At 72.8% G+C, this 19,261-nt stretch carries 16 protein-coding genes; 9 read left to right on the forward strand and 7 right to left on the reverse strand.

Going from position 1 to position 19,261, the window contains the following annotated elements; translation table 11 throughout:
- Window positions 1-122: 122 nt before the first annotated feature.
- Complete coding sequence (locus tag AC3IX6_RS11290; RefSeq protein ID WP_489370009.1) at window positions 123-980, reverse strand: sulfurtransferase; 858 nt, start codon at window positions 978-980, stop codon at window positions 123-125.
- Window positions 981-1,467: 487 nt separating this feature from the next.
- Window positions 1,468-2,844: a glycosyltransferase family 39 protein gene (locus AC3IX6_RS11295; RefSeq protein WP_489370010.1), complete on the reverse strand. Its 1,377-nt coding sequence runs from the start codon at window positions 2,842-2,844 to the stop codon at window positions 1,468-1,470.
- Window positions 2,845-3,028: 184 nt separating this feature from the next.
- On the opposite strand from AC3IX6_RS11295, the gene AC3IX6_RS11300 reads away from it, so the two are divergent.
- Window positions 3,029-3,676, forward strand: coding sequence for a hypothetical protein (locus AC3IX6_RS11300; RefSeq protein ID WP_489370011.1), 648 nt, complete (start codon window positions 3,029-3,031; stop codon window positions 3,674-3,676).
- Between the two features lie 97 nt (window positions 3,677-3,773).
- Here the strand turns inward: AC3IX6_RS11300 and AC3IX6_RS11305 are convergent, their stop codons facing one another.
- Window positions 3,774-4,433, reverse strand: coding sequence for a TetR/AcrR family transcriptional regulator (locus tag AC3IX6_RS11305; RefSeq protein ID WP_489370012.1), 660 nt, complete (start codon window positions 4,431-4,433; stop codon window positions 3,774-3,776).
- A gap of 148 nt (window positions 4,434-4,581) precedes the next feature.
- Between AC3IX6_RS11305 and AC3IX6_RS11310 the strand changes: the two genes are divergently transcribed.
- From AC3IX6_RS11310 to AC3IX6_RS11330, 5 genes are all read left to right on the forward strand, one after another.
- Window positions 4,582-5,868, forward strand: coding sequence for an MFS transporter (locus AC3IX6_RS11310; protein ID WP_489370013.1), 1,287 nt, complete (start codon window positions 4,582-4,584; stop codon window positions 5,866-5,868).
- 131 nt (window positions 5,869-5,999) lie between these two features.
- Entirely contained in the window at window positions 6,000-7,784 is a 1,785-nt protein-coding gene (locus AC3IX6_RS11315) for a glycoside hydrolase family 3 protein (protein ID WP_489370014.1), read from the forward strand.
- A 269-nt stretch (window positions 7,785-8,053) separates the two neighbouring features.
- A complete protein-coding gene (locus AC3IX6_RS11320; protein WP_489370015.1) occupies window positions 8,054-8,797 on the forward strand; it encodes a response regulator transcription factor in 744 nt (247 codons plus the stop codon).
- Complete coding sequence (locus AC3IX6_RS11325) at window positions 8,794-9,888, forward strand: HAMP domain-containing sensor histidine kinase (RefSeq protein ID WP_489370016.1); 1,095 nt, start codon at window positions 8,794-8,796, stop codon at window positions 9,886-9,888. Before AC3IX6_RS11320 ends, AC3IX6_RS11325 begins: the two co-directional genes overlap by 4 nt.
- Before the next feature lie 257 nt (window positions 9,889-10,145).
- Window positions 10,146-14,078: a multifunctional oxoglutarate decarboxylase/oxoglutarate dehydrogenase thiamine pyrophosphate-binding subunit/dihydrolipoyllysine-residue succinyltransferase subunit gene (locus AC3IX6_RS11330; protein WP_489370017.1), complete on the forward strand. Its 3,933-nt coding sequence runs from the start codon at window positions 10,146-10,148 to the stop codon at window positions 14,076-14,078.
- Window positions 14,079-14,282: 204 nt separating this feature from the next.
- Here the strand turns inward: AC3IX6_RS11330 and AC3IX6_RS11335 are convergent, their stop codons facing one another.
- Window positions 14,283-15,509 carry an aKG-HExxH-type peptide beta-hydroxylase gene (locus tag AC3IX6_RS11335; RefSeq protein ID WP_489370018.1) on the reverse strand — a complete coding sequence of 409 codons (1,227 nt, stop codon included), beginning with the start codon at window positions 15,507-15,509 and terminating at the stop codon, window positions 14,283-14,285.
- A 145-nt stretch (window positions 15,510-15,654) separates the two neighbouring features.
- Between AC3IX6_RS11335 and AC3IX6_RS11340 the strand changes: the two genes are divergently transcribed.
- On the forward strand, window positions 15,655-15,843 hold the full coding sequence (locus AC3IX6_RS11340) for a DUF6104 family protein (protein WP_351975005.1): 189 nt from the start codon (window positions 15,655-15,657) through the stop codon (window positions 15,841-15,843).
- A gap of 109 nt (window positions 15,844-15,952) precedes the next feature.
- Here AC3IX6_RS11340 and sodN read toward each other — a convergent pair whose 3' ends face one another.
- Window positions 15,953-16,348, reverse strand: coding sequence for a superoxide dismutase, Ni (gene sodN, locus AC3IX6_RS11345; protein WP_030709803.1), 396 nt, complete (start codon window positions 16,346-16,348; stop codon window positions 15,953-15,955).
- Window positions 16,349-16,540: 192 nt separating this feature from the next.
- Here sodN and sodX point away from each other — a divergent pair, with 192 nt between their 5' ends.
- Window positions 16,541-17,008 (forward strand): nickel-type superoxide dismutase maturation protease, encoded by a 468-nt coding sequence (gene sodX, locus AC3IX6_RS11350; RefSeq protein ID WP_489370019.1) that lies wholly within the window; start codon window positions 16,541-16,543, stop codon window positions 17,006-17,008.
- On the opposite strand, the gene AC3IX6_RS11355 is transcribed toward sodX, so the two are convergent.
- A complete protein-coding gene (locus AC3IX6_RS11355; protein ID WP_489370020.1) occupies window positions 16,912-17,541 on the reverse strand; it encodes a CGNR zinc finger domain-containing protein in 630 nt (209 codons plus the stop codon). The genes sodX and AC3IX6_RS11355 overlap by 97 nt on opposite strands.
- A gap of 186 nt (window positions 17,542-17,727) precedes the next feature.
- Between AC3IX6_RS11355 and AC3IX6_RS11360 the strand changes: the two genes are divergently transcribed.
- A complete protein-coding gene (locus AC3IX6_RS11360) occupies window positions 17,728-18,417 on the forward strand; it encodes a class I SAM-dependent methyltransferase (protein WP_489371411.1) in 690 nt (229 codons plus the stop codon).
- 84 nt (window positions 18,418-18,501) lie between these two features.
- Here the strand turns inward: AC3IX6_RS11360 and AC3IX6_RS11365 are convergent, their stop codons facing one another.
- Complete coding sequence (locus tag AC3IX6_RS11365) at window positions 18,502-19,254, reverse strand: amino acid ABC transporter ATP-binding protein (RefSeq protein ID WP_327309262.1); 753 nt, start codon at window positions 19,252-19,254, stop codon at window positions 18,502-18,504.
- Between the last annotated feature and the right edge of the window lie 7 nt (window positions 19,255-19,261).

Here is a 19,261-nt window from a genome sequence, read left to right on the forward strand (position 1 = left end):
GACTTCCCCGGCCCGGAGGCCGGGGGTATCGCGGAGAAGGAGGGCACATCGGCTGGACGTCGAGCGCCGGCGCGGTCCGCTCCCGGGCTTCGATGCGGCCGGGCGGGATCCGGGAGTGGGGGCTAACTCCCCTGTACGACCGGGCGGTCCGGGGACGGCATGCCCCACTCGCTCCAGGAGCCGTCGTACACCGCGAGGTGCTCGTACCCGGCGAGGTCCGCGCCGAGGGCGAGCACGCAGGCGGTGACCCCCGAGCCGCAGCTGAAGTACAGCCGCTCCCGCTCTCCCGCCGCCGCCCCGAAGGACGCGCGGAGCTCCGCGGCGGGGCGCATCAGGCCGTCGGGGCACTGCAGTTCACCGAACGGGAGGCTGACCGCGCCCGGCATGTGGCCCCCGCGCAGGCCCGGGCGGGGTTCGGGGGCGGTCCCGGCGAAGCGTTCGCGGGTACGGGCGTCGAGCACGGCGGCGGCCGGATCGGCCAGGGCCGCCGTAACGGTGGCGGCGTCCACCAGCAGCCCGGCGCGGGGCCGGGCCGTGAAGGAGCCGCGCGGGCCCTCGTAGCCCGGCCGGCGCTCCTCCACCGGCCGCCCGGCGGCGAGCCACGCGGGCAGCCCGCCGTCGAGGACGGCGACCCGGTCGAAGCCCATGCTGCGCAGCATCCACCAGGCGCGGGCGCTGGAGTAGATGCCGGCGCCGTCGTACACGACGACCGTGCTGCCGTCGTCCACGCCCAGGGCGCGCATCGCCTCGGCGAAGGCGGCGGGGCCGGGCATGGCGTGCGGGGCGGCGGCGGTGTGGTCGGACAGCGCGCCGTCGAGGTCGAAGGGACGGGCTCCCGCGATCCGCCGCTCCGCGTCGCGGTGCGCCCCGACGGAGGCGTCGAAGACGACGAGTCCGGGCGTACCGAGCCGCTCCGCGAGCCAGTCCCCACCGACGAGCGAACCGGGCGGCACGAGGGAGTGCGGGCGAGCTGCGTCCATAAGGCACCTCCGACAGAGTCCAACGGGCCCGGCAAAGTCGGCGCCCCACGACCCATCCTCCCCCCTGCACCCACACGCCCCACGAACGCACCCCCGCCGGGAGCGGGTTGCCGACGCGGTCGACGGCTCCCCGCGCATCCCCCTACGGCCCCGCACCCCGCGAACGCACCCGCCGCCGGAGTGCGTTGCGCCCCCACGGCAGGCCCACCCCGCGGCGGGGCGCCGCCGGTCGGCGCAGGCCACCCGGGCGCAGGCCGAGGGGAAGCGGGGAAGAGGTCAAAGGGGCCCTTGGGCGGCGCAGGCCACCGGGGAGCGGACGGCCGGACCGGGAGCGGACCCCGGCGACCCCGCGAGGGGACGGCGGACCCGGGAGCGGACGGGTGGGCCCACGGGGAGACGGGTCGGGCCCAGAAGCGGATCCGCCGACCGCCAGGGGACCGGCCGGCCCCGAACAACCGGACCCGCCGACCCACCGACCCGCCGGGAGCTACGGGCAGTTGCCCGGGCGGGCGAAGAGGGCCACGCGGGCGCCGCGCACGTCCGTCACGGAGCACAGGTCGAAGTGGGAGACCAGCGTCTGGCGTTTCACCGCCTCGGCCGGGTAGCCGTCCACCGGCTGTCCCGCCGGGTCGAGCAGGGCGATCACCCGGTCGACGGCCGGGTCCAGCAGGGCCGCCTGGATCTCCTCCGGAGTCCGCTCCACGCCCTGGAGGCTCCGCGAAACCGCCGGGGTGCGGGACAGGGCGAGGTCGCGCAGGGATCCGTAGGCCTCCGGCGAGGACAACAGCCATTCGCGCCGCCGTGAAGGGAGGAACAGCACCGCGTCGCCCGGGCGCGCGAGTTCACGGACGGCCGCCGCCACGGCCCGCGCGTCGTCCTTGCGGCTCTCGGGAGTGCGCAGCCACGCGGACCAGAACCCGACGGGGACGAGCAGGACCCCGACCAGCGGCCACACCCACCACCCCCGCGCCGTGCCGAGCCGCTCCCCCGCGAGGAGGGCGAGGCCGGCGAGTGCGTAGAGGACGTACCGGTCCACGTACCAGGGGTGCACCAGCGAGACCGCGAGCAGCAGCCCGGGCGGCAGCAACGCCAGTGGCAGGGCGACCCGTACGAGTTCCCGCGCGGCCCCCCGGGCCAGGAGCAGCGAGGCGGCCGCGAGGACCCCGTACGCCGCCCAGTCCTGCCAGCTCGGCCGTCCGAGCCAGCCCAGTTGCTGCTGCGCCTGCCGCGCGCTGACCAGCGCGAGCGGCAGCAGCGCGACCACCACGGCCCCGGCGGCGAGCCGCCAGCCGCGCGAGCGCCAGGCGGCGCACGCGTGCGCGGGCAGCGCCAGTACGGCGAACTCGTGCAGCCAGCAGCCGAGCACCAGCACCACGGCGTAGGCGACCCAGCGCTCGCGCAGCATCAGGTACGTGGCCCAGACGACGGCCGCGGCGACGAACGCGTACGAGCGCCCCTCCTGGGCGTACATCTGCACGGGCGGCAGCAACGCATACCCGACCCCGGCCACCACGGCGACCCGGCCGGCCCGGCAGGCCCGGCCGGGGCCGCCGGGCCCGTCGCCACCGCCCGGCCTGTCGGGGTCGCCGGGCCCTCCGCGGCCGGACCTCCCGCCGCGCAGCGGGCCCGTCAGGTGGTGGGCCACCGTGGCCACGCCGGCGGCGGCCAGGGCGGTGGCGGCGACCGAGGGGAGGCGCAGGGCCCAGAGGCCGGGGTCGGAGGGGGCGGTGCCCGTGGCCGCGAAGACCGCGTGCATCAGCAGGTAGTAGAGGCCGTGGACGGCGTCGACCTGGCCGAGCAGTTCCCAGAGCTCCCCGAGCGGCCGGTGCCCGACCTGCCACGTGACGGACTCGTCGCGCCACATGGACCCGCCCCGCGAGAGGCCCCAGAGGCCGAGCGCGAAGGCGGTGAGCGGCGGCAGCCAGCGCCAAAGGGCGAAGCGGCGGATGTCGGCCTCCGGGTGCTATCCGTGCGGGTGGTGCTGACTCCATACTCGGGGTTCAGCCGGATACCTGCGGGGGTGGGGCGTGCGAGCACGTGGTGGGCGAGTGGGCTTGGCGGCGGCGGCCGCGACGCTGGCCGTGGTGGCCGCCTTGGGCGGGTGCTCCTTCGGCGGGTCGAAGGACGGGGCCTCCCCGAAGCCGAACGGGAGCACGGGCGCGAGTGCGGGCACCGGAACCGGCGCCGCCACGAGCACCCCGTCCGGGACGGCGACGGACGCCCCGGGGACCCCGTCCCCCGGCCAGAGCGCCGGCCAGAGCCCGGACCCGGGCACCGGTACGACCGGTCCCGCCCCGCAGCCCGCGCCGAGCACCTCCGCGCCCGCCCCCGCACCCAGCGCCTCGCTGCCCGGCGCCGGCGAGACGCTCGTCGCGGTCACCCGCAGCGGGGGCATCGCCGGAAAGACCAGCACCTTGATCATCAAGGGTGACGGATCGTTCCTGCGTCTCAACGCGAAGGCCGAGACGGTGGACCGGGACAAGCTCTCGGCGGCCGCCCTCGCGAAGCTGCGCACCGCCCTCCAGAAGGCGGACTTCCCCCGCCTGCCGCGGATCTCGATGCCCGACCAACCGGTCTTCGACGCGTTCACGTACGCCTTCCGGCACGGCGGCTACGAGGTCGCCGCCGACCAGACCACGCTGCCGCGGCCCCTGGAGGGGGTCCTGAGCGCCCTGCCGCCCTTCGAGCCGCGCTGAAGCACGCCGAACGCACCGAGCACAGCGAGCACAGCAAGTACGTCGAGCACAGCGAGTACGTCGAGCACAGCAAGTACGTCGAGCCCCTACCGCCCCGTCACAGCCCCGTTCCCGCCACCGCGACCTCCCGCAGCCGCCGGTCCAGGTACCCGCGGAGCAGGACCGCCATGTCCACGCCCTCCGGGTCCAGCACCCACTGGATCTGGAACCCGTCCATCACCGCGATGAGCTCGCGGCCGACGGCCTCGCAGTCCGTGTCCGGCCGCACCTCGCCGCGCGCGACGCCCGCCCGGAGCAGGTCGACGCTGTAGCCGAGGACCCGGGCGTAGCGCTGCCGGAAGTAGGCGTGCGCGGGGTGGCCCGGGTTGCCGGATTCGCCGACCAGCGTGTTGTACATCCGTACGAGCCCGGGCCGGCGGGCGTTGTCCTCGGCGAGGGCGACCACGGCGGCGAAGTGCGCGGCGACCGGGGGGAGCTCCTGCGGCGGCCCGCTGAAGAGCCGTTCGACGTCGTGCTGCTCGCTCTGCGCCAGGACGGACAGCAGCAGGTCCTCCTTGCCGCGGAAGTGGTGGAGCAGGCCGCCCTGGGTGATCCCGCAGTCGTTGGCGATCCGGGCGAGCGAGGAGGCGTGGAAGCCCCACTGCGCGAAGTGCTCGACGGCGGTGTCGAGGATCTTCTGGCGACGGGCGTCGCCCACCGCGTAGCCGCCCCGGGCGGCCGCCGCCTTGGGGGCCGTTCGGCCCTTGTCCTGTGCCATGCGGACCACCCTAAACCCGACCGTTTCCGGCCATCCCGATGGAGTGATCCAGCTCACTCCACAAAAACCTAGTGGGTGCACGGTTTTCGCGCCTACGGTGAAACCGCCCGGTCGGCGACGAGGCCGACGCGGAGACGTTGGAGCCCCCATGCCGCTCACGCAGGACCCCGGAAGAGCACTCGACGCCACCGACCGACCCGATCCGGCCACCCCGGCCGACGCCCCCGCCAAGCTGATCTTCGGCCTGGTCGCCGCCCAGCTCGGCGTCTGCATCGCCGTCTTCACCCCGATCGTGGTGACCCTGGCCCTGCGCGTGGCCCAGATCGTCCCGGAGGCCGAGCGCGGCGCCGCCCTCGGCAAGGTGCTCTCCGTCGGAGCCCTCCTCGCCCTCGTCGGCAACCCGCTCTTCGGCGCCCTCTCCGACCGCACGACCAGCCGGTTCGGCCGCCGCCGGCCCTGGCTCGTGGGCGGCATGGCGGTGGCCGCCGTCGGGCTGACCGTCGTCGGCCTCGGCTCCAGCGTCACCACGCTGCTCGTCGGCTGGGCCATCGCGCAGCTCGGCTGCAACGCCGCCCTGTGCATGGTCACCGCCTGCATCCCGGACCTGATCCCGGACCACCAGCGCGGCCGCGTCTCCGGCATGGTCGGCATGATGCTGTCCGTCTCGATGGTGGCGGGCAGCTTCCTCGCGCAGCTGTTCACGGACGACATGGCGCTGGCCTTCATCGTCCCGGCCGCCGTCGGCCTCCTCGGGGTGTGCGTGCTGGCCGCCGTGATGCCGGACCGGCCGGCCCGCGCCGAGTCCGTGGCCCCGTACACCTGGCGGGAGTTCCTGCACAGCTTCTGGGTGAACCCGCGCCAGAACCCCGACTACGCGTGGAACTTCGCGAGCCGCTTCCTGGTGTTCATCGGCATCGCCTGCGTGACCAGCTACCAGGTGTACTTCCTGATGGACCGCCTCGGGGTCGCCGAGGGCGAGGTCGCCTCGAAGATGTTCACCACCACCCTCGTCACCGTCGGCGGCGTCGTGGTCGGCTCCCTCGCCGGCGGCTGGCTGTCCGACGCCACCGGGCGCCGCAAGCCCTTCGTGCTCGCGTCCGCCTTCGTCATCGGCATCGGGCTGCTGCTGATCGCCACCGCGGGCACCGTCGGGATGTTCCTCTTCGCCGTGGCCGTCTTCGGCTTCGGCGAGGGCCTCTACCTCGCGGTCGACGTGGCGCTCGCCGCCGCCGTCCTGCCCGACCCGGAGACCGCCGCGAAGGACATGGGCGTCCTGAACATCGCCAACGCCCTCCCGCAGTCCCTCGTCCCGATGCTCGCGCCGTTCGTCCTCGCCATCGGCGGAGGGGGCAACTACGGCGCCCTCTTCCTCGTCGGCGGCATCGCGGCGGCCGTGGGCGCCGCCCTCGTCCAGCTGATCCGCTCGGTCAGGTGACGGCCCGCCCGACGGGGCCCGCCCCCGCGTCCGCCCCCACCGTCTCCCCCACGCCCGCTCCCCCGCCCCCGCCCGCTCCCCAGCCCGCCCCCGCGACCTCCCGCGCGACCGACCTCCTCAGGAGCCCCGCCATGAACGCGACCCCGACGCCCCCGACCACCCCCGCCACCCTCCCCTACCGGGACGCGGCCCTCCCCGTCGACGACCGCGTCGAGGACCTGCTCTCCCGCATGACCCTGGAGGAGAAGGCCGGCCAGCTCTTCCACTCGATGCTGATGATGAACGCGGACGGCACCCCGGTCACCGAGACCGACGGCTCGATCCTCCCGTTCACCACCCCCGAGCTCATCGAGGGCCGCCACCTCACGCACTTCAACCTCCTCGGCAGCTACGGCGCCCGCGAGATGGCGACCTGGCAGAACGCCGTCCAGGAGATGGCCGCAGGCACCCGCCTCGGCATCCCGGTGACCCTGTCGACCGACCCGCGGCACTCCTTCACCGACAACGTCGGCGCCTCCTTCAACGCCGGCGCCTTCTCCGCCTGGCCCGAGGCCATCGGCATGGCCGCGATCGGCGACCCGGAGCTGGTCTTCGAGTTCGCCGACATCATGCGGCGCGAGTACCTCTCCGTCGGCTTCCGCGTCGCCCTGCACCCGCAGATCGACCTGGCCACGGAGCCGCGCTGGGCCCGCCAGTCGGGCACCTTCGGCTCGGACGCGAAGCTGACGGGCGAGCTCGTCCAGGCCTACGTACGGGGCCTGCAGGGCGAGGCGCTCGGTGCGGCCTCGGTCTCCGCGATGGTCAAGCACTTCCCGGGCGGCGGCCCGCAGAAGGACGGCGAGGACCCGCACTTCGCGCACGGCAAGGAGCAGATCTACCCGGGCGGGATGCGCGAGCACCACCTGGAGCCGTTCAAGGCGGCCATCGCGGCCGGCTGCTCGCAGATGATGCCGTACTACGGCCAGCCCATCGGAACCGACTGGGAAGAGGTCGGCTTCGGCTTCAACAAGGGCGTCGTGACGGGCCTGCTCCGCGAGGAGCTGGGCTTCCAGGGCATCGTGTGCACCGACTGGGGCCTGCTCACCGAATCGACGATCTTCGGCGAGCCGCACCCGGCCCGCGCCTGGGGCCTGGAGCACAGAAGCGTCTCCGAGCGGGCGGCCCGCGCGCTGGAGGCGGGCTCGGACCAGTTCGGCGGGGAGCAGTGCCCCGCGGTCATCGTGGAGATGGTCCGCTCGGGCCGGGTCCCCGAGGCCCGGATCGACGCGTCCGTACGCCGGCTGCTGCGCGAGAAGTTCGTCCTCGGCCTGTTCGAGAACCCGTACGTGGACCCGGACGCGGCGGCCGAGACGGTCGGCCGCGCCGACTTCACGGCGGCCGGCGCGGCGGCCCAGCGGCGCTCCCTGACGGTGCTCACCAACACCGGGACGACCCTGCCGGTCTCCGGCCGGCCGAAGCTGTACGTCAAGGACGTGGACGCGGAGGTCGCGGCGGCGTACGGGGACCTCGTGTCCGACCCGGCCGAGGCGGACCTGGCGGTGCTGCGGCTGCGCACCCCGCACGAGCCCCGCAGCAACATCTTCGAGTCCTTCTTCCACTCGGGTTCGCTGGCCTTCCCCGAGGCGGAGCTCACCGAGATCCTGGCCCTCCTGGACGCCGTCCCGACCCTGGTCTGCATCAATCTGGAGCGGGCCGCGGTGATCCCCGAGATCGCGGAGCGGGCGGCCGCGCTCATGGCGGACTACGGGGCTTCGGACGCGGCCCTCCTGGACGTGGCCTTCGGGCGGGCCGCCGCCGAGGGGCGCCTTCCCTTCGAGCTCCCGCGCTCGATGGCGGCCGTCGCGGCCTCCCGCCCGGACGTTCCGAACGACACCGCCGACCCGGTCTTCCCCCACGGCCACGGCCTGACCCTGTAGCGCCGCAGCCCTGCGGGGCGAAGTCCCCTACCCGCCCTTCCACCGTTCCCCGGGGCGGAGCCCCGGACCCGTAAACCCCCGGGCCTCCGCCCCGGACCCCGCGCCTCGAACGCCGGCGAGGCTGGATCTTCCAGCCCGCCCGGCGTTTGAACCGCAGGTCCGGGGGCAGAGGCCCCGGCAACGAACCCGCGCAGCGAACCCGTCATGGCCGGAGCTCAGCCGCTCCTCTACGCTGCACCCCTATCACGCGGGATCTTCAGGGGCGGGACATGGAACAGACGCACACCACCACCCACAACGGCGCCGCGGCCACCCCCGGCGCGCAACGCCGGGTACTCGTCGTCGAGGACGACCACACGATCGCGGAGGCCATCGCGGCGCGGCTGCGCGCCGAGGGCTTCCAGGTGCAGACGGCCACGGACGGACCGGCGGCCGTCGCCGCGGCCGAGAGCTGGCTGCCGGAGCTGCTGGTCCTGGACGTCATGCTGCCGGGCTTCGACGGCCTGGAGGTCTGCCGCCGGGTCCAGGCGCAGCGGCCCGTCCCGGTGCTGATGCTCACGGCCCGGGACGACGAGACCGACATGCTCGTCGGCCTGGGGGTCGGCGCCGACGACTACATGACGAAGCCCTTCTCGATGCGCGAGCTGGCCGCGCGGGTCCACGTACTGCTGCGGCGGGTGGAGCGGGCCACGCTGGCCGCGCACGCCCCGCGCGGGGCCACCCTGCGCCTCGGCGATCTGGAGATCGACCACGCGCAGCGCCGGGTCCGGGTGCACACCGAGGACGTGCACCTGACGCCGACGGAGTTCGACCTGCTGGTGTGCCTGGCCGGGACCCCGCGGGCGGTGCTCTCGCGGGAGCAGCTGCTCGCCGAGGTGTGGGACTGGGCCGACGCGTCCGGGACCCGTACGGTCGACAGCCACATCAAGGCGCTGCGCCGGAAGATCGGCGCCGAGCGGATCCGTACGGTCCACGGCGTCGGGTACGCCCTGGAGACCCCGGCACAGCCGTGAGCGGCTACCGGCCGCCCGGGCAGCGGCCGACCGGGGGGCTGCGGCCCTTCTCCCCGTTCTCGATCAAGACCAAGCTGGGCACGCTCGTGGTGGTGTCGGTCTTCATCACCACAGGTCTGCTGATGGTGGCCCTGCGCACGGCCACCGAGGTGCGCTTCATCACGGTGTTCTCGGTGATCGCCTCGATGCTGATCACCCAGTTCGTGGCGCACAGCCTGACGGCGCCGCTGGACGACATGACCACCGTGGCCCGGGCGATATCCCACGGGGACTACACGCGCCGGGTGCGCGGGGCGGGCCGCCGCGACGAGCTGGGCGACCTGGCCTCCACCATCAATCTGATGGCGGACGACCTGGAGGCGGTGGACCGGCACCGCAAGGAGCTCGTCGCCAACGTCTCGCACGAGCTGCGCACCCCGATCGCGGCCCTGCGGGCGGTGCTGGAGAACGTGGTGGACGGGGTTTCCGCCGCCGACCCGGAGACCATGCGCACGGCCCTGAAGCAGACCGAGCGGCTCGGCCGGCTGGTGGAGACCCTGCTGGACCTCTCCCGCGTGGACAACGGGGTGGTGCCGCTGCGGGCCCGCCGCTTCGAGGTGTGGCCCTATCTGTCCGGGGTGCTGAAGGAGTCGGGCCTGGCGGCCGCCGGCCGGCCGGGGCTGTCCTCCGGCTCGGGCGGGCACACCCGCAACGACGTCCACCTCCACCTGGACGTGTCCCCGCCGGACCTGACGGCGTACGCGGACGCCGAGCGGCTGCACCAGGTCGTGGCGAACCTGATCGACAACGCGGTCAAGCACAGCCCCCCGCACGGCCGGGTCACGGTGCACGCCCGGGCGGGCGACGCGCCCGGAGGTCTGGTGCTCGAAGTCCGGGACGAAGGTCCCGGCATCCCGGAGGCGGAGCGCCACCGGGTCTTCGAGCGGTTCAACCGGGGCAGCGCGCGGGGCGGCGACGGCGGCACGGGCCTGGGCCTGGCCATCGCCCGCTGGGCGGTCGGCCTGCACGGGGGCCACATCGGAGTGGCCGAATCGTCACGGGGCTGCCGGATCCTTGTCACACTTCCGGGCAGCTCGCAGGCACCGAGTTGACGTAGGGTTCGAGTGGGAAGGACATGATCTCGGCCACACACGCCGGGGTCCGTCAGGGGTGCGAAGCCAGGGGGCCGCAACCGCGGTGTCTCCTGCCCGAACCACGCTTGTTTCCCGCCATTCCTGGTGGTGAAACCCGCCGTTCGATGTGACCTACGCGACGTAAGTCCCGCCCGGTCTGCATCTCACGGCCTGGGAGGCGTAGCCTTTATTCCCGCTGTCCATACCTTGTGAAGCGGAAGAGGGCGGTTGCCGCCGTGTCGCCACAGTCCCCCAGTAACTCGAGCACCACGACCGAAGCAGGAGAAGGCGGGAAGAACCCCGCCCCAGGCTTCGGCGCGAATGAGTGGCTCGTCGACGAGATCTATCAGCAGTACCTCCAGGACCCGAACTCGGTCGACCGGGCCTGGTGGGACTTCTTCGCCGACTACAAGCCGGGGGGCGCTGTCGCTCCGGTGAAGGCGGATAAGCCCACGGACCGGCCCGCTCCCCCCGCCGCGACGACGACGGACGGCGCCTCCGCACAGGCCGCCGCTCCCGTCACCGCCGCGACACCGCAGGCTTCCGACGCCGCCGCCACAGGGACGGCGAGCCTCGCGCCTGCCACCCCCGTCGCTGCGCCCACGACGCCCGTGTCAGCACCTGCCCCTGTACCTGCCACCCCCTCTGGTGCCCCTGCTGTGACTGTCACCTCCCAGGCCCCGGCCGCCGCCGCACCGGCTGCCCCCGCCTCCCAGGCCGCTCCGGCCACCACCCCCTCCGTAGCCCCGCAGAAGGCCGCGCCCGCCACCGAGGCCCCCGCAGGCCCCGAACTGGTGACGCTCCGCGGCCCGGCGGCTGCCGTGGTCAAGAACATGAACGCCTCGCTGGAAGTGCCGACGGCCACGTCCGTCCGCGCCGTCCCGGTGAAGCTGCTGTTCGACAACCGCATCGTCATCAACAACCACCTGAAGCGCGCCCGGGGCGGGAAGATCTCCTTCACCCACCTCATCGGCTACGCGATGGTGCAGGCCATCAAGGCCATGCCGTCGATGAACTACTCCTTCGCGGAGAAGGACGGCAAGCCGACCCTGGTCAAGCCGGAGCACATCAACTTCGGCCTGGCGATCGACCTGGTGAAGCCCAACGGAGACCGCCAGCTCGTCGTCGCCGGCATCAAGAAGGCCGAGACCCTCAACTTCTTCGAGTTCTGGCAGGCCTACGAGGACATCGTCCGCCGGGCCCGCATCGGCAAGCTGACGATGGACGACTTCACCGGGGTGACGGTCTCCCTCACCAACCCCGGCGGCCTGGGCACCGTCCACTCCGTGCCCCGCCTGATGCCCGGACAGTCGGTCATCATGGGCGTCGGCTCCATGGACTACCCCGCCGAGTTCCAGGGCACCTCGCAGGACACCCTGAACAAGCTGGGCATCTCCAAGGTCATGACCCTGACCTCGACCTACGACCACCGGGTCATCCAGGGCGCGGCCTCCGGCGAGTTCCTGCGCATCGTCGCGAACATGCTGCTCGGCGAGAGCGGCTTCTACGACGACGTCTTCGAGGCGCTGCGCATCCCGTACGAGCCGGTCCGCTGGCTCCGGGACATCGACGCCTCGCACGACGACGACGTCACGAAGGCCGCCCGCGTCTTCGAGCTGATCCACTCCTACCGGGTCCGCGGCCACGTCATGGCCGACACCGACCCGCTGGAGTACAAGCAGCGCAAGCACCCCGACCTCGACATCACCGAGCACGGCCTCACCCTGTGGGACCTGGAGCGCGAGTTCGCGGTCGGCGGCTTCTCCGGCAAGTCGATGATGAAGCTCCGCGACATCCTCGGCGTGCTGCGCGACTCGTACTGCCGCACCACGGGCGTCGAGTTCATGCACATCCAGGACCCGAAGCAGCGCCGCTGGATCCAGGACCGCATCGAGCGCCCGCACTCCAAGCCGGAGCGCGAGGAGCAGCTGCGGATCCTGCGCCGGCTGAACGCGGCGGAGGCCTTCGAGACCTTCCTGCAGACGAAGTACGTCGGCCAGAAGCGCTTCTCCCTGGAGGGCGGCGAGTCCGTCATCCCGCTGCTCGACGCCGTCATCGACTCGGCCGCCGAGGCCCGCCTCGAAGAGGTCGCGATCGGCATGGCCCACCGCGGCCGCCTGAACGTGCTCGCGAACATCGTCGGCAAGTCGTACGCCCAGATCTTCCGCGAGTTCGAGGGCAACCTCGACCCGAAGTCCATGCACGGCTCCGGCGACGTCAAGTACCACCTGGGTGCCAACGGCACCTTCACGGGCCTGGACGGGGAGCAGATCAAGGTCTCGCTCGTCGCGAACCCCTCGCACCTGGAGGCGGTGGACCCGGTCCTGGAGGGCGTCGTCCGCGCCAAGCAGGACATCATCAACAAGGGCGGCACGGACTTCACGGTCCTGCCCGTCGCCCTGCACGGCGACGCGGCCTTCGCGGGCCAGGGCGTCGTCGCCGAGACGCTGAACATGTCGCAGCTGCGCGGTTACCGCACCGGCGGCACCGTGCACGTGGTCATCAACAACCAGGTCGGCTTCACCGCCGCCCCGGAGTCCTCGCGTTCCTCGATGTACGCGACCGACGTGGCCCGCATGATCGAGGCGCCGATCTTCCACGTGAACGGCGACGACCCGGAGGCCGTGGTCCGCATCGCGCGGCTCGCCTTCGAGTTCCGTCAGGCGTTCAACAAGGACGTGGTCATCGACCTCATCTGCTACCGCCGCCGCGGTCACAACGAGTCGGACAACCCGGCGTTCACGCAGCCGCTGATGTACGACCTGATCGACAAGAAGCGCTCGGTGCGCAAGCTGTACACCGAGTCCCTCATCGGTCGCGGCGACATCACCCTGGAAGAGGCGGAGCAGGCGCTCCAGGACTTCCAGGGCCAGCTGGAGAAGGTCTTCGCGGAGGTCCGCGAGGCCGCCACGCAGCCCGCGGTCGCCCCGGTGGCGCCCGCACAGGTCGCGCAGGAGTTCCCGGTCTTCGTGAACACCGCGATCTCCCAGGAGGTCGTCAAGCGGATCGCCGAGGCCCAGGTCAACATCCCGGACACGGTCACCGTCCACCCGCGCCTGCTGCCGCAGCTGCAGCGCCGCGCGGCGATGATCGACGACGGCACCATCGACTGGGGCATGGGCGAGACCCTGGCCTTCGGCTCGCTGCTGATGGAGGGCACCCCGGTCCGGCTGTCCGGCCAGGACTCCCGCCGCGGCACCTTCGGCCAGCGCCACGCGGTCCTGATCGACCGGGAGACGGGCGAGGACTACACCCCGCTGCTCTACCTGTCGGACGAGCAGGCCCGCTACAACGTCTACGACTCGCTGCTCTCCGAGTACGCGGCCATGGGCTTCGAGTACGGCTACTCGCTGGCCCGCCCGGACGCGCTGGTCCTCTGGGAGGCCCAGTTCGGTGACTTCGTCAACGGCGCGCAGACCGTCGTCGACGAGTTCATCTCCTCGGCCGAGCAGAAGTGGGGCCAGACGTCCGGCGTCACGCTCCTCCTGCCGCACGGGTACGAGGGCCAGGGCCCGGACCACTCCTCGGCCCGCCCGGAGCGCTTCCTGCAGATGTGCGCGCAGGACAACATGACGGTGGCCATGCCCACGCTCCCGTCGAACTACTTCCACCTGCTGCGCTGGCAGGTCCACAACCCGCACCACAAGCCGCTCATCGTCTTCACCCCGAAGTCGATGCTGCGTCTGAAGGCGGCGGCGTCGAAGGCGGAGGAGTTCACGACCGGGTCGTTCCGTCCGGTCATCGGCGACACGCGCGTCTCCTCCGGAGCCGGTGACCCGAACGAGATCCGCAAGGTCGTCTTCTGCGCGGGCAAGGTCTACTACGACCTCGAGGCCGAGCGCGAGAAGCGCGGCATCACGGACACGGCGATCATCCGCATCGAGCGCCTGTACCCGCTCCCGGGTGCCGAACTCCAGGCGGAGATCGCCAAGTTCCCGAACGCGGCGAAGTACATCTGGGCCCAGGAGGAGCCGGCGAACCAGGGCGCGTGGCCCTTCATCGCGCTCAACCTGATCGACCACCTCGACCTGGCGGTCGGCGCGGACATCCCGGCCGGCGAGCGCCTGCGCCGCATCTCCCGCCCGCACGGCTCGTCCCCGGCGGTCGGCTCGGCCAAGCGCCACCAGGCGGAGCAGCAGCTCCTCCTGAACGAGGTCTTCGAGGCCTGAGCACTGCGCTTGCTCGAACAGTGGAAGGCCCGGCCCCCCTCGGGGAGCCGGGCCTTCCGGCGTCCTCAGCCACATCCAGCCCGTCCGGCTTTTGAGGACCGGGTCCGGGCAGAGCCCGGCTGGGGGTCCCCCCGGACGGAGTCTGGGGGATGGGCGAAGGGCGGGTAGGGGACCTCGCCCCGCGCAGCGGCGGGCCCGGGGCCGTCAGCCGGGCGCGTACGGGGCCAGGTTGGGGTGCGCCGCACACCAATCCATCCGGTCCCGCTCCACCACCCCGCGGGCCACCGCGTACCTCGTACCCGGCGAGGACTCGCCGTCCATGGCGCGCTCGGCCGCCACCATGGAGGTGACGAACACCCGCCCGCCGGCGGTGAGTTCCGGGCAGGCGTCCAGGACGGGCAGCACCGCCGCCACCTGCGCCCGGACCCGCGCGTGCTGCGCCCACGCCCCCCTGGCCCCGTAGAGCGCCGCACGCTGCCAGTAGCCCGCCAGTCCGAGATGCGCGTACGCGCCCCGCAGGAGCCCCTCCAGCGGCCGTGGATCGGCCCGCCAGGGCGCCCAGTACCGCGCGGTGCGGTCGGCGGTGTGCAGCGGGAGCGCCTCCGCGAGGGCCGCCAGCTTCCCGTGCTGCACCTCGAACACGAGGGTCGCGGCCAGCGCGGGCGGCGGCTGGGCCCGTGCCAGGACGGAGCCGGCCGCGGCGGGCAGGGTCCCGCCGTAGGACCGGGAGATGCCGGACAGCGGGACCAGACAGCGCAGCAGCCTGCCGGCCTCCTCCGCGCGGGCGGTGTCGTAGCGCCGCAGCAGGGAGAGGGCCCCGGACCACTGGGTGTCCCAGCGCTTGTGCCCCTTGGGGGTGAGCCGGCGGGCGGCGGGCACCGTACCCGGGGCGCGGTACGGGTCCAGGTCGTCCAGGGCGGTACGGCCGTCGGGCAGCGCGTGCAGGGCCAGCGTCTCCGGGTTGCCGGGGTCCCAGGAGCCCTCGGTCAGGGCGAGCGGGCCCGGCCGGTCCGGGCGCAGCAGTCCGAGGGTGGGCAGGGCGAGGCGTCCGTGCGCGGGCCGCAGCGTGATCTTGAAGCCGATCCCGGCGCGCAGCGCCGCCGCGGCGGCGAGGGACCCGAGGTGTCCGAGGTCGGCGGGCGGCCCGTGCCGCGCGCGCAGCCGGCGCAGCGTCTCCTCGGCCCACACCCCGGTGGCCGGATAGTGCACCACGTCGCCCGCCGCGCCGGGGTCGCGCCGCCCGGCCTCCTCCAGCAGGGCCCAGCGCTCGGCCGCCTCCCCGGTACGGGCGCCGGGCAGTTCCGCGAGCTCCCGCAGCAGCCGCAGCCGCCGGGCCCGCCGTACGCCGCACACCAGCGCGGTCCCTTCGGCGGACGGCTCGGTGGAACCGAGGGCCCGCAGCACGCCGTCGCTCGGCTCGGGGTGATCCATGCATACCTCCCGCCGCGGACCCTTCATCCCTGCCCTGGCGAGGGGCTCCGCGAACGGCGGAAAGCGGTCAGGTCCGGGCCCGGCGGGGCGGCGGATTATCCTGACGGGACACACCCGAACACCCGACCACCGCACGGAGCCCGACTTGTACTTCACCGATCGCGGCATCGAGGAGCTGGAGAAGCGGCGCGGCGAGGAGGAGGTCACCTTCGAGTGGCTCGCCGAGCAGCTGCGCACCTTCGTCGACCTGAACCCGGACTTCGAGGTCCCCGTGGAGCGCCTCGCCACGTGGCTGGCCCGGCTGGACGACGAAGACGACGAAGACGACGACTAGGCGAGTCGACGAGTAGCCCCCGGCACGACGAAGGGGCCCGACCGCGATGCGGTCGGGCCCCTTCGTCATCGTCCCGCGGGGACGAGGCCGATCGGACGGGAGCGTCCGATCAGGCGGCCTTCGTCTCCCAGAAGATGCGGTCGATCTCGGCGATGAGCTCCAGCGCCTTGGCGCCGGTCGCCGGGTCGTTCGACGCCTTGGCGGCCGAGAGGGCCTTCAGGGTGTCGTTGACCAGGGTGTGCAGCTGCGGGTACTTCTCAAAGTGCGGCGGCTTGAAGTAGTCGCTCCACAGCACGGAAACGTGGTGCTTCGCGAGCTCGGCGCGCTGCTCCTTGATGGTGATGGCGCGCGCGCGGAAGTCGGCGTCGTCGTTGGCCTGGTACTTCTCCTGCACGGCCTTGACGGACTCGGCCTCGATGCGGGCCTGGGCAGGGTCGTACACGCCGCACGGAAGATCGCAGTGGGCGGAGACCTTCGCCTTGGGGGCGAAGAGGCGGGAAAGCATGGAGTTTGTCCTCCTCGTGATCGTCTTCTCAAGGGGGAGATTACTCCGTGAGAAAGACGATTTCGCGGCCGCCCCCTTGGGGTTGGGACAAAAGTCCAGGGGTGTGCCCGGGCCGGTGACCGAATGTACGGAAGAGTGCGGCAGCATGCGGGGGGCACGAAGAGTGCACCTGGGCTGGTGAGGAGGTCACGGATGGCGGGGAGCAGTCGCTCGCGCGGCCGGACGCGGGAGTGGGAGTCGCCGTTGAAACGGATCGGCACCGTGGAGGTGAGGGGCCCCTCGATGGCGCCGACCCTGGAGAACGGGGACCAGGTGCTGGTCCGCTACGGGGCACCCGTGCGGCCGGGCCACGTGGTGGTGCTGCGCCACCCGTTCCAGCAGGACCTGCTGGTCGTCAAGCGGGCGGCGGAGCGGCGGCCGGGCGGCTGGTGGGTGCTGGGCGACAACCCGTACAACGAGACGGGCGACAGCACGGACTACGGGGTGGTCCCCGACGAGCTGGTGCTGGCGACCGCGGTGGTGCGCTTCCGGCCGCGCCCCCGGCCGGAACACGCGGCGGAGGGTCAGCGCTCGCTGAGGGCGTGGCTCTCCTGGGCTTCCTCGGCGCTGCGCCCGCTGTGGGCGGACTCCTCGGCCTCCAGCCGCTTGCGGGCGCGGTAGGCGGCGACGTTGGCGCGGGTGGCGCACCGGTCGGAGCAGTACCGCCGGGAGCGGTTGGTGGAGGTGTCGAGGTAGGCGTTGCGGCAGGGCGGGGCCTGGCAGAGGCCGAGCCGGTCCGGGCCGTGCTCGGTGAGGTGGAAGGCCAGCCCGAAGCACGCGATCGCGGCGTAGCCGGCGGAGGCGTTGGAGGGGTGGTCGGCCAGGTGGATGTGCCAGTTCGGGCCGCCGTCCTCCTTGAGGGTCTCGTGCCCGGAGACCTGCGGGCTGACCGGGAACTCCATGAGCAGGGAGTTCAGCAGGTCGACGGCGAGGACGTGGTCCCCGCCGTCGGCGGCCTCGAAGACCCCGCGCAGCCGGCCGCGGACGTTGCGGAAGCGGGTGACGTCACCGTCCGTGACCCGGCGGGCCATCTGCACGCTGGCGCCGAAGAGCGCGCGGACGGCGTCCACGGAGGTCAGCGAGTCCTTGTTGCGGGCCGGCTCCTCGGTGTTGACCAGGCGCACGGCGTAGTCCGAGTAATGGGCCAGTTCCACTTGTAGTCCTTACGGCTGCGGATTAGTGTCTCCGTAACGGCTGAGACATGTTCGAGGGTATTACGCGTGGAGGATTTCGTGGCGGATACAGCACGCTCTGAACGCTCCGGTACGGCACGCTTCGATCCGGCCCCGCCCGACTGGCAGGCCTGGCAGGACAGCTGGGACCGGCAGCAGGAGTGGTACATGCCCGACCGCGAGGAGCGGTTCCGGGTGATGCTGGACATGGTGGAGGCGCTGGTCGGCACGGCCCCCCGGGTGCTCGATCTGGCGTGCGGTACGGGAAGTATCACGGACCGCGTCCTCAAGAGGTTCCCGGAATCCACCAGTACGGGAGTCGATCTCGACCCCGCGCTGTTGACGATCGCCCGGGGCCACTTCGCCGGCGACCCCCGCGTCACCTTCGTGACCGCCGACCTCAAGGACCCCGACTGGCGCGCCGCCCTCCCCGGCGGCTCCTACGACGCCGTCCTGACGGCCACCGCCCTGCACTGGCTGCCCAGCGAGGACCTCGCCGTCCTGTACGGGCAGCTCCCGCCGCTGCTGCGCACCGGCGGGGTGTTCATGAACGCCGACCACATGCCCGACCCCGCCACCCCCCGGATCAACGCCGCCGAGCGCGCCCACCGGCACGGCGGGATGGACCGGGCGAAGGCGGCCGGGGCGCTGGACTGGCGCGAGTGGTGGGAGCTCGCGGCCGCCGACCCCGCGCTCGCCGAGCCGACGAAGGCCCGCTTCGAGATCTACGGCGAGCACGCCGACGGCGACACCCCGCCGGAGTCCTGGCACGCGGCCACGCTGCGCGGCGCCGGCTTCTCGGAGGCCCGTACGGTCTGGCGCTCACCCTCCGACGGACTGGTGCTGGCGCTGAAGTAGCCCCCGGCCCGCAGCGCGGGCCGGTCATGCGTGAGGGGCGGTACGGATGTCCGTACCGCCCCTCACGCGTGGAACGCCGCCGCCCTACAGGACCTTCGAGAGGAAGGCCTTCGTGCGGTCGTGCTGCGGGTTGCCCAGGACCTCGCGGGGGTGGCCGGACTCGACCACGACACCGCCGTCCATGAAGACGAGGTTGTCGCCGACCTCGCGGGCGAAGCCCATCTCGTGGGTGACCACGATCATGGTCATGCCCGACTCGGCCAGGTCCCGCATGACGTCGAGGACGTCGCCGACGAGCTCCGGGTCGAGCGCCGAGGTGGGCTCGTCGAAGAGCATCAGCTTCGGCTCCATGGCCAGCGCGCGGGCGATGGCCACGCGCTGCTGCTGACCGCCGGAGAGCTGGGTGGGGTAGTTCCCGCCCTTGTCGCCGAGGCCGACCCGGTCGAGGAGCTTGACGGCGCGCGCCCGGGCGACCGCCTTGCTCTCGCCCTTGACCATGACCGGGGCTTCCATGACGTTCTCGATGGCCGTCATGTGCGGGAAGAGGTTGAAGCGCTGGAAGACCATGCCGATGTCCCGGCGCTGGGCCGCGACCTCGCTGTCCTTCAGCTCGTAGAGCTTTCCGGCCTTCTCGCGGTAGCCGACCAGCTGGCCGTCCACCGAGAGCCGCCCGGCGTTGATGCGCTCCAGGTGGTTGATGCAGCGCAGGAAGGTGGACTTGCCGGAGCCGGAGGGACCGACCAGGCAGAACACCTCGCGCGGGGCGACTTCGAGGTCGATTCCCCGCAGGATGTGGGCGGGGCCGTACGACTTGTGGACGGCCTCGGCCTTGACCATCGGCTGG

Source organism: Streptomyces sp. GL_141 (genome assembly GCF_057834385.1).

Bases quoted from the DNA above. Each gene is read 5' to 3' on its own strand.
- sodX (WP_489370019.1), top strand. From the start codon at position 16,541: ATGGCGGGGAGCAGTCGCTCGCGCGGCCGGACGCGGGAGTGGGAGTCG.
- AC3IX6_RS11365 (WP_327309262.1), bottom strand. From the start codon at position 19,254: ATGGTCAAGGCCGAGGCCGTCCACAAGTCGTACGGCCCCGCCCACATC.
- AC3IX6_RS11360 (WP_489371411.1), top strand. From the start codon at position 17,728: ATGCCCGACCGCGAGGAGCGGTTCCGGGTGATGCTGGACATGGTGGAG.
- AC3IX6_RS11290 (WP_489370009.1), bottom strand. From the start codon at position 980: ATGGACGCAGCTCGCCCGCACTCCCTCGTGCCGCCCGGTTCGCTCGTC.
- AC3IX6_RS11305 (WP_489370012.1), bottom strand. From the start codon at position 4,433: ATGGCACAGGACAAGGGCCGAACGGCCCCCAAGGCGGCGGCCGCCCGG.
- AC3IX6_RS11335 (WP_489370018.1), bottom strand. From the start codon at position 15,509: ATGGATCACCCCGAGCCGAGCGACGGCGTGCTGCGGGCCCTCGGTTCC.
- AC3IX6_RS11315 (WP_489370014.1), top strand. From the start codon at position 6,000: ATGAACGCGACCCCGACGCCCCCGACCACCCCCGCCACCCTCCCCTAC.
- AC3IX6_RS11295 (WP_489370010.1), bottom strand. From the start codon at position 2,844: ATGTGGCGCGACGAGTCCGTCACGTGGCAGGTCGGGCACCGGCCGCTC.
- AC3IX6_RS11310 (WP_489370013.1), top strand. From the start codon at position 4,582: ATGCCGCTCACGCAGGACCCCGGAAGAGCACTCGACGCCACCGACCGA.
- AC3IX6_RS11320 (WP_489370015.1), top strand. From the start codon at position 8,054: ATGGAACAGACGCACACCACCACCCACAACGGCGCCGCGGCCACCCCC.
- sodN (WP_030709803.1), bottom strand. From the start codon at position 16,348: ATGCTTTCCCGCCTCTTCGCCCCCAAGGCGAAGGTCTCCGCCCACTGC.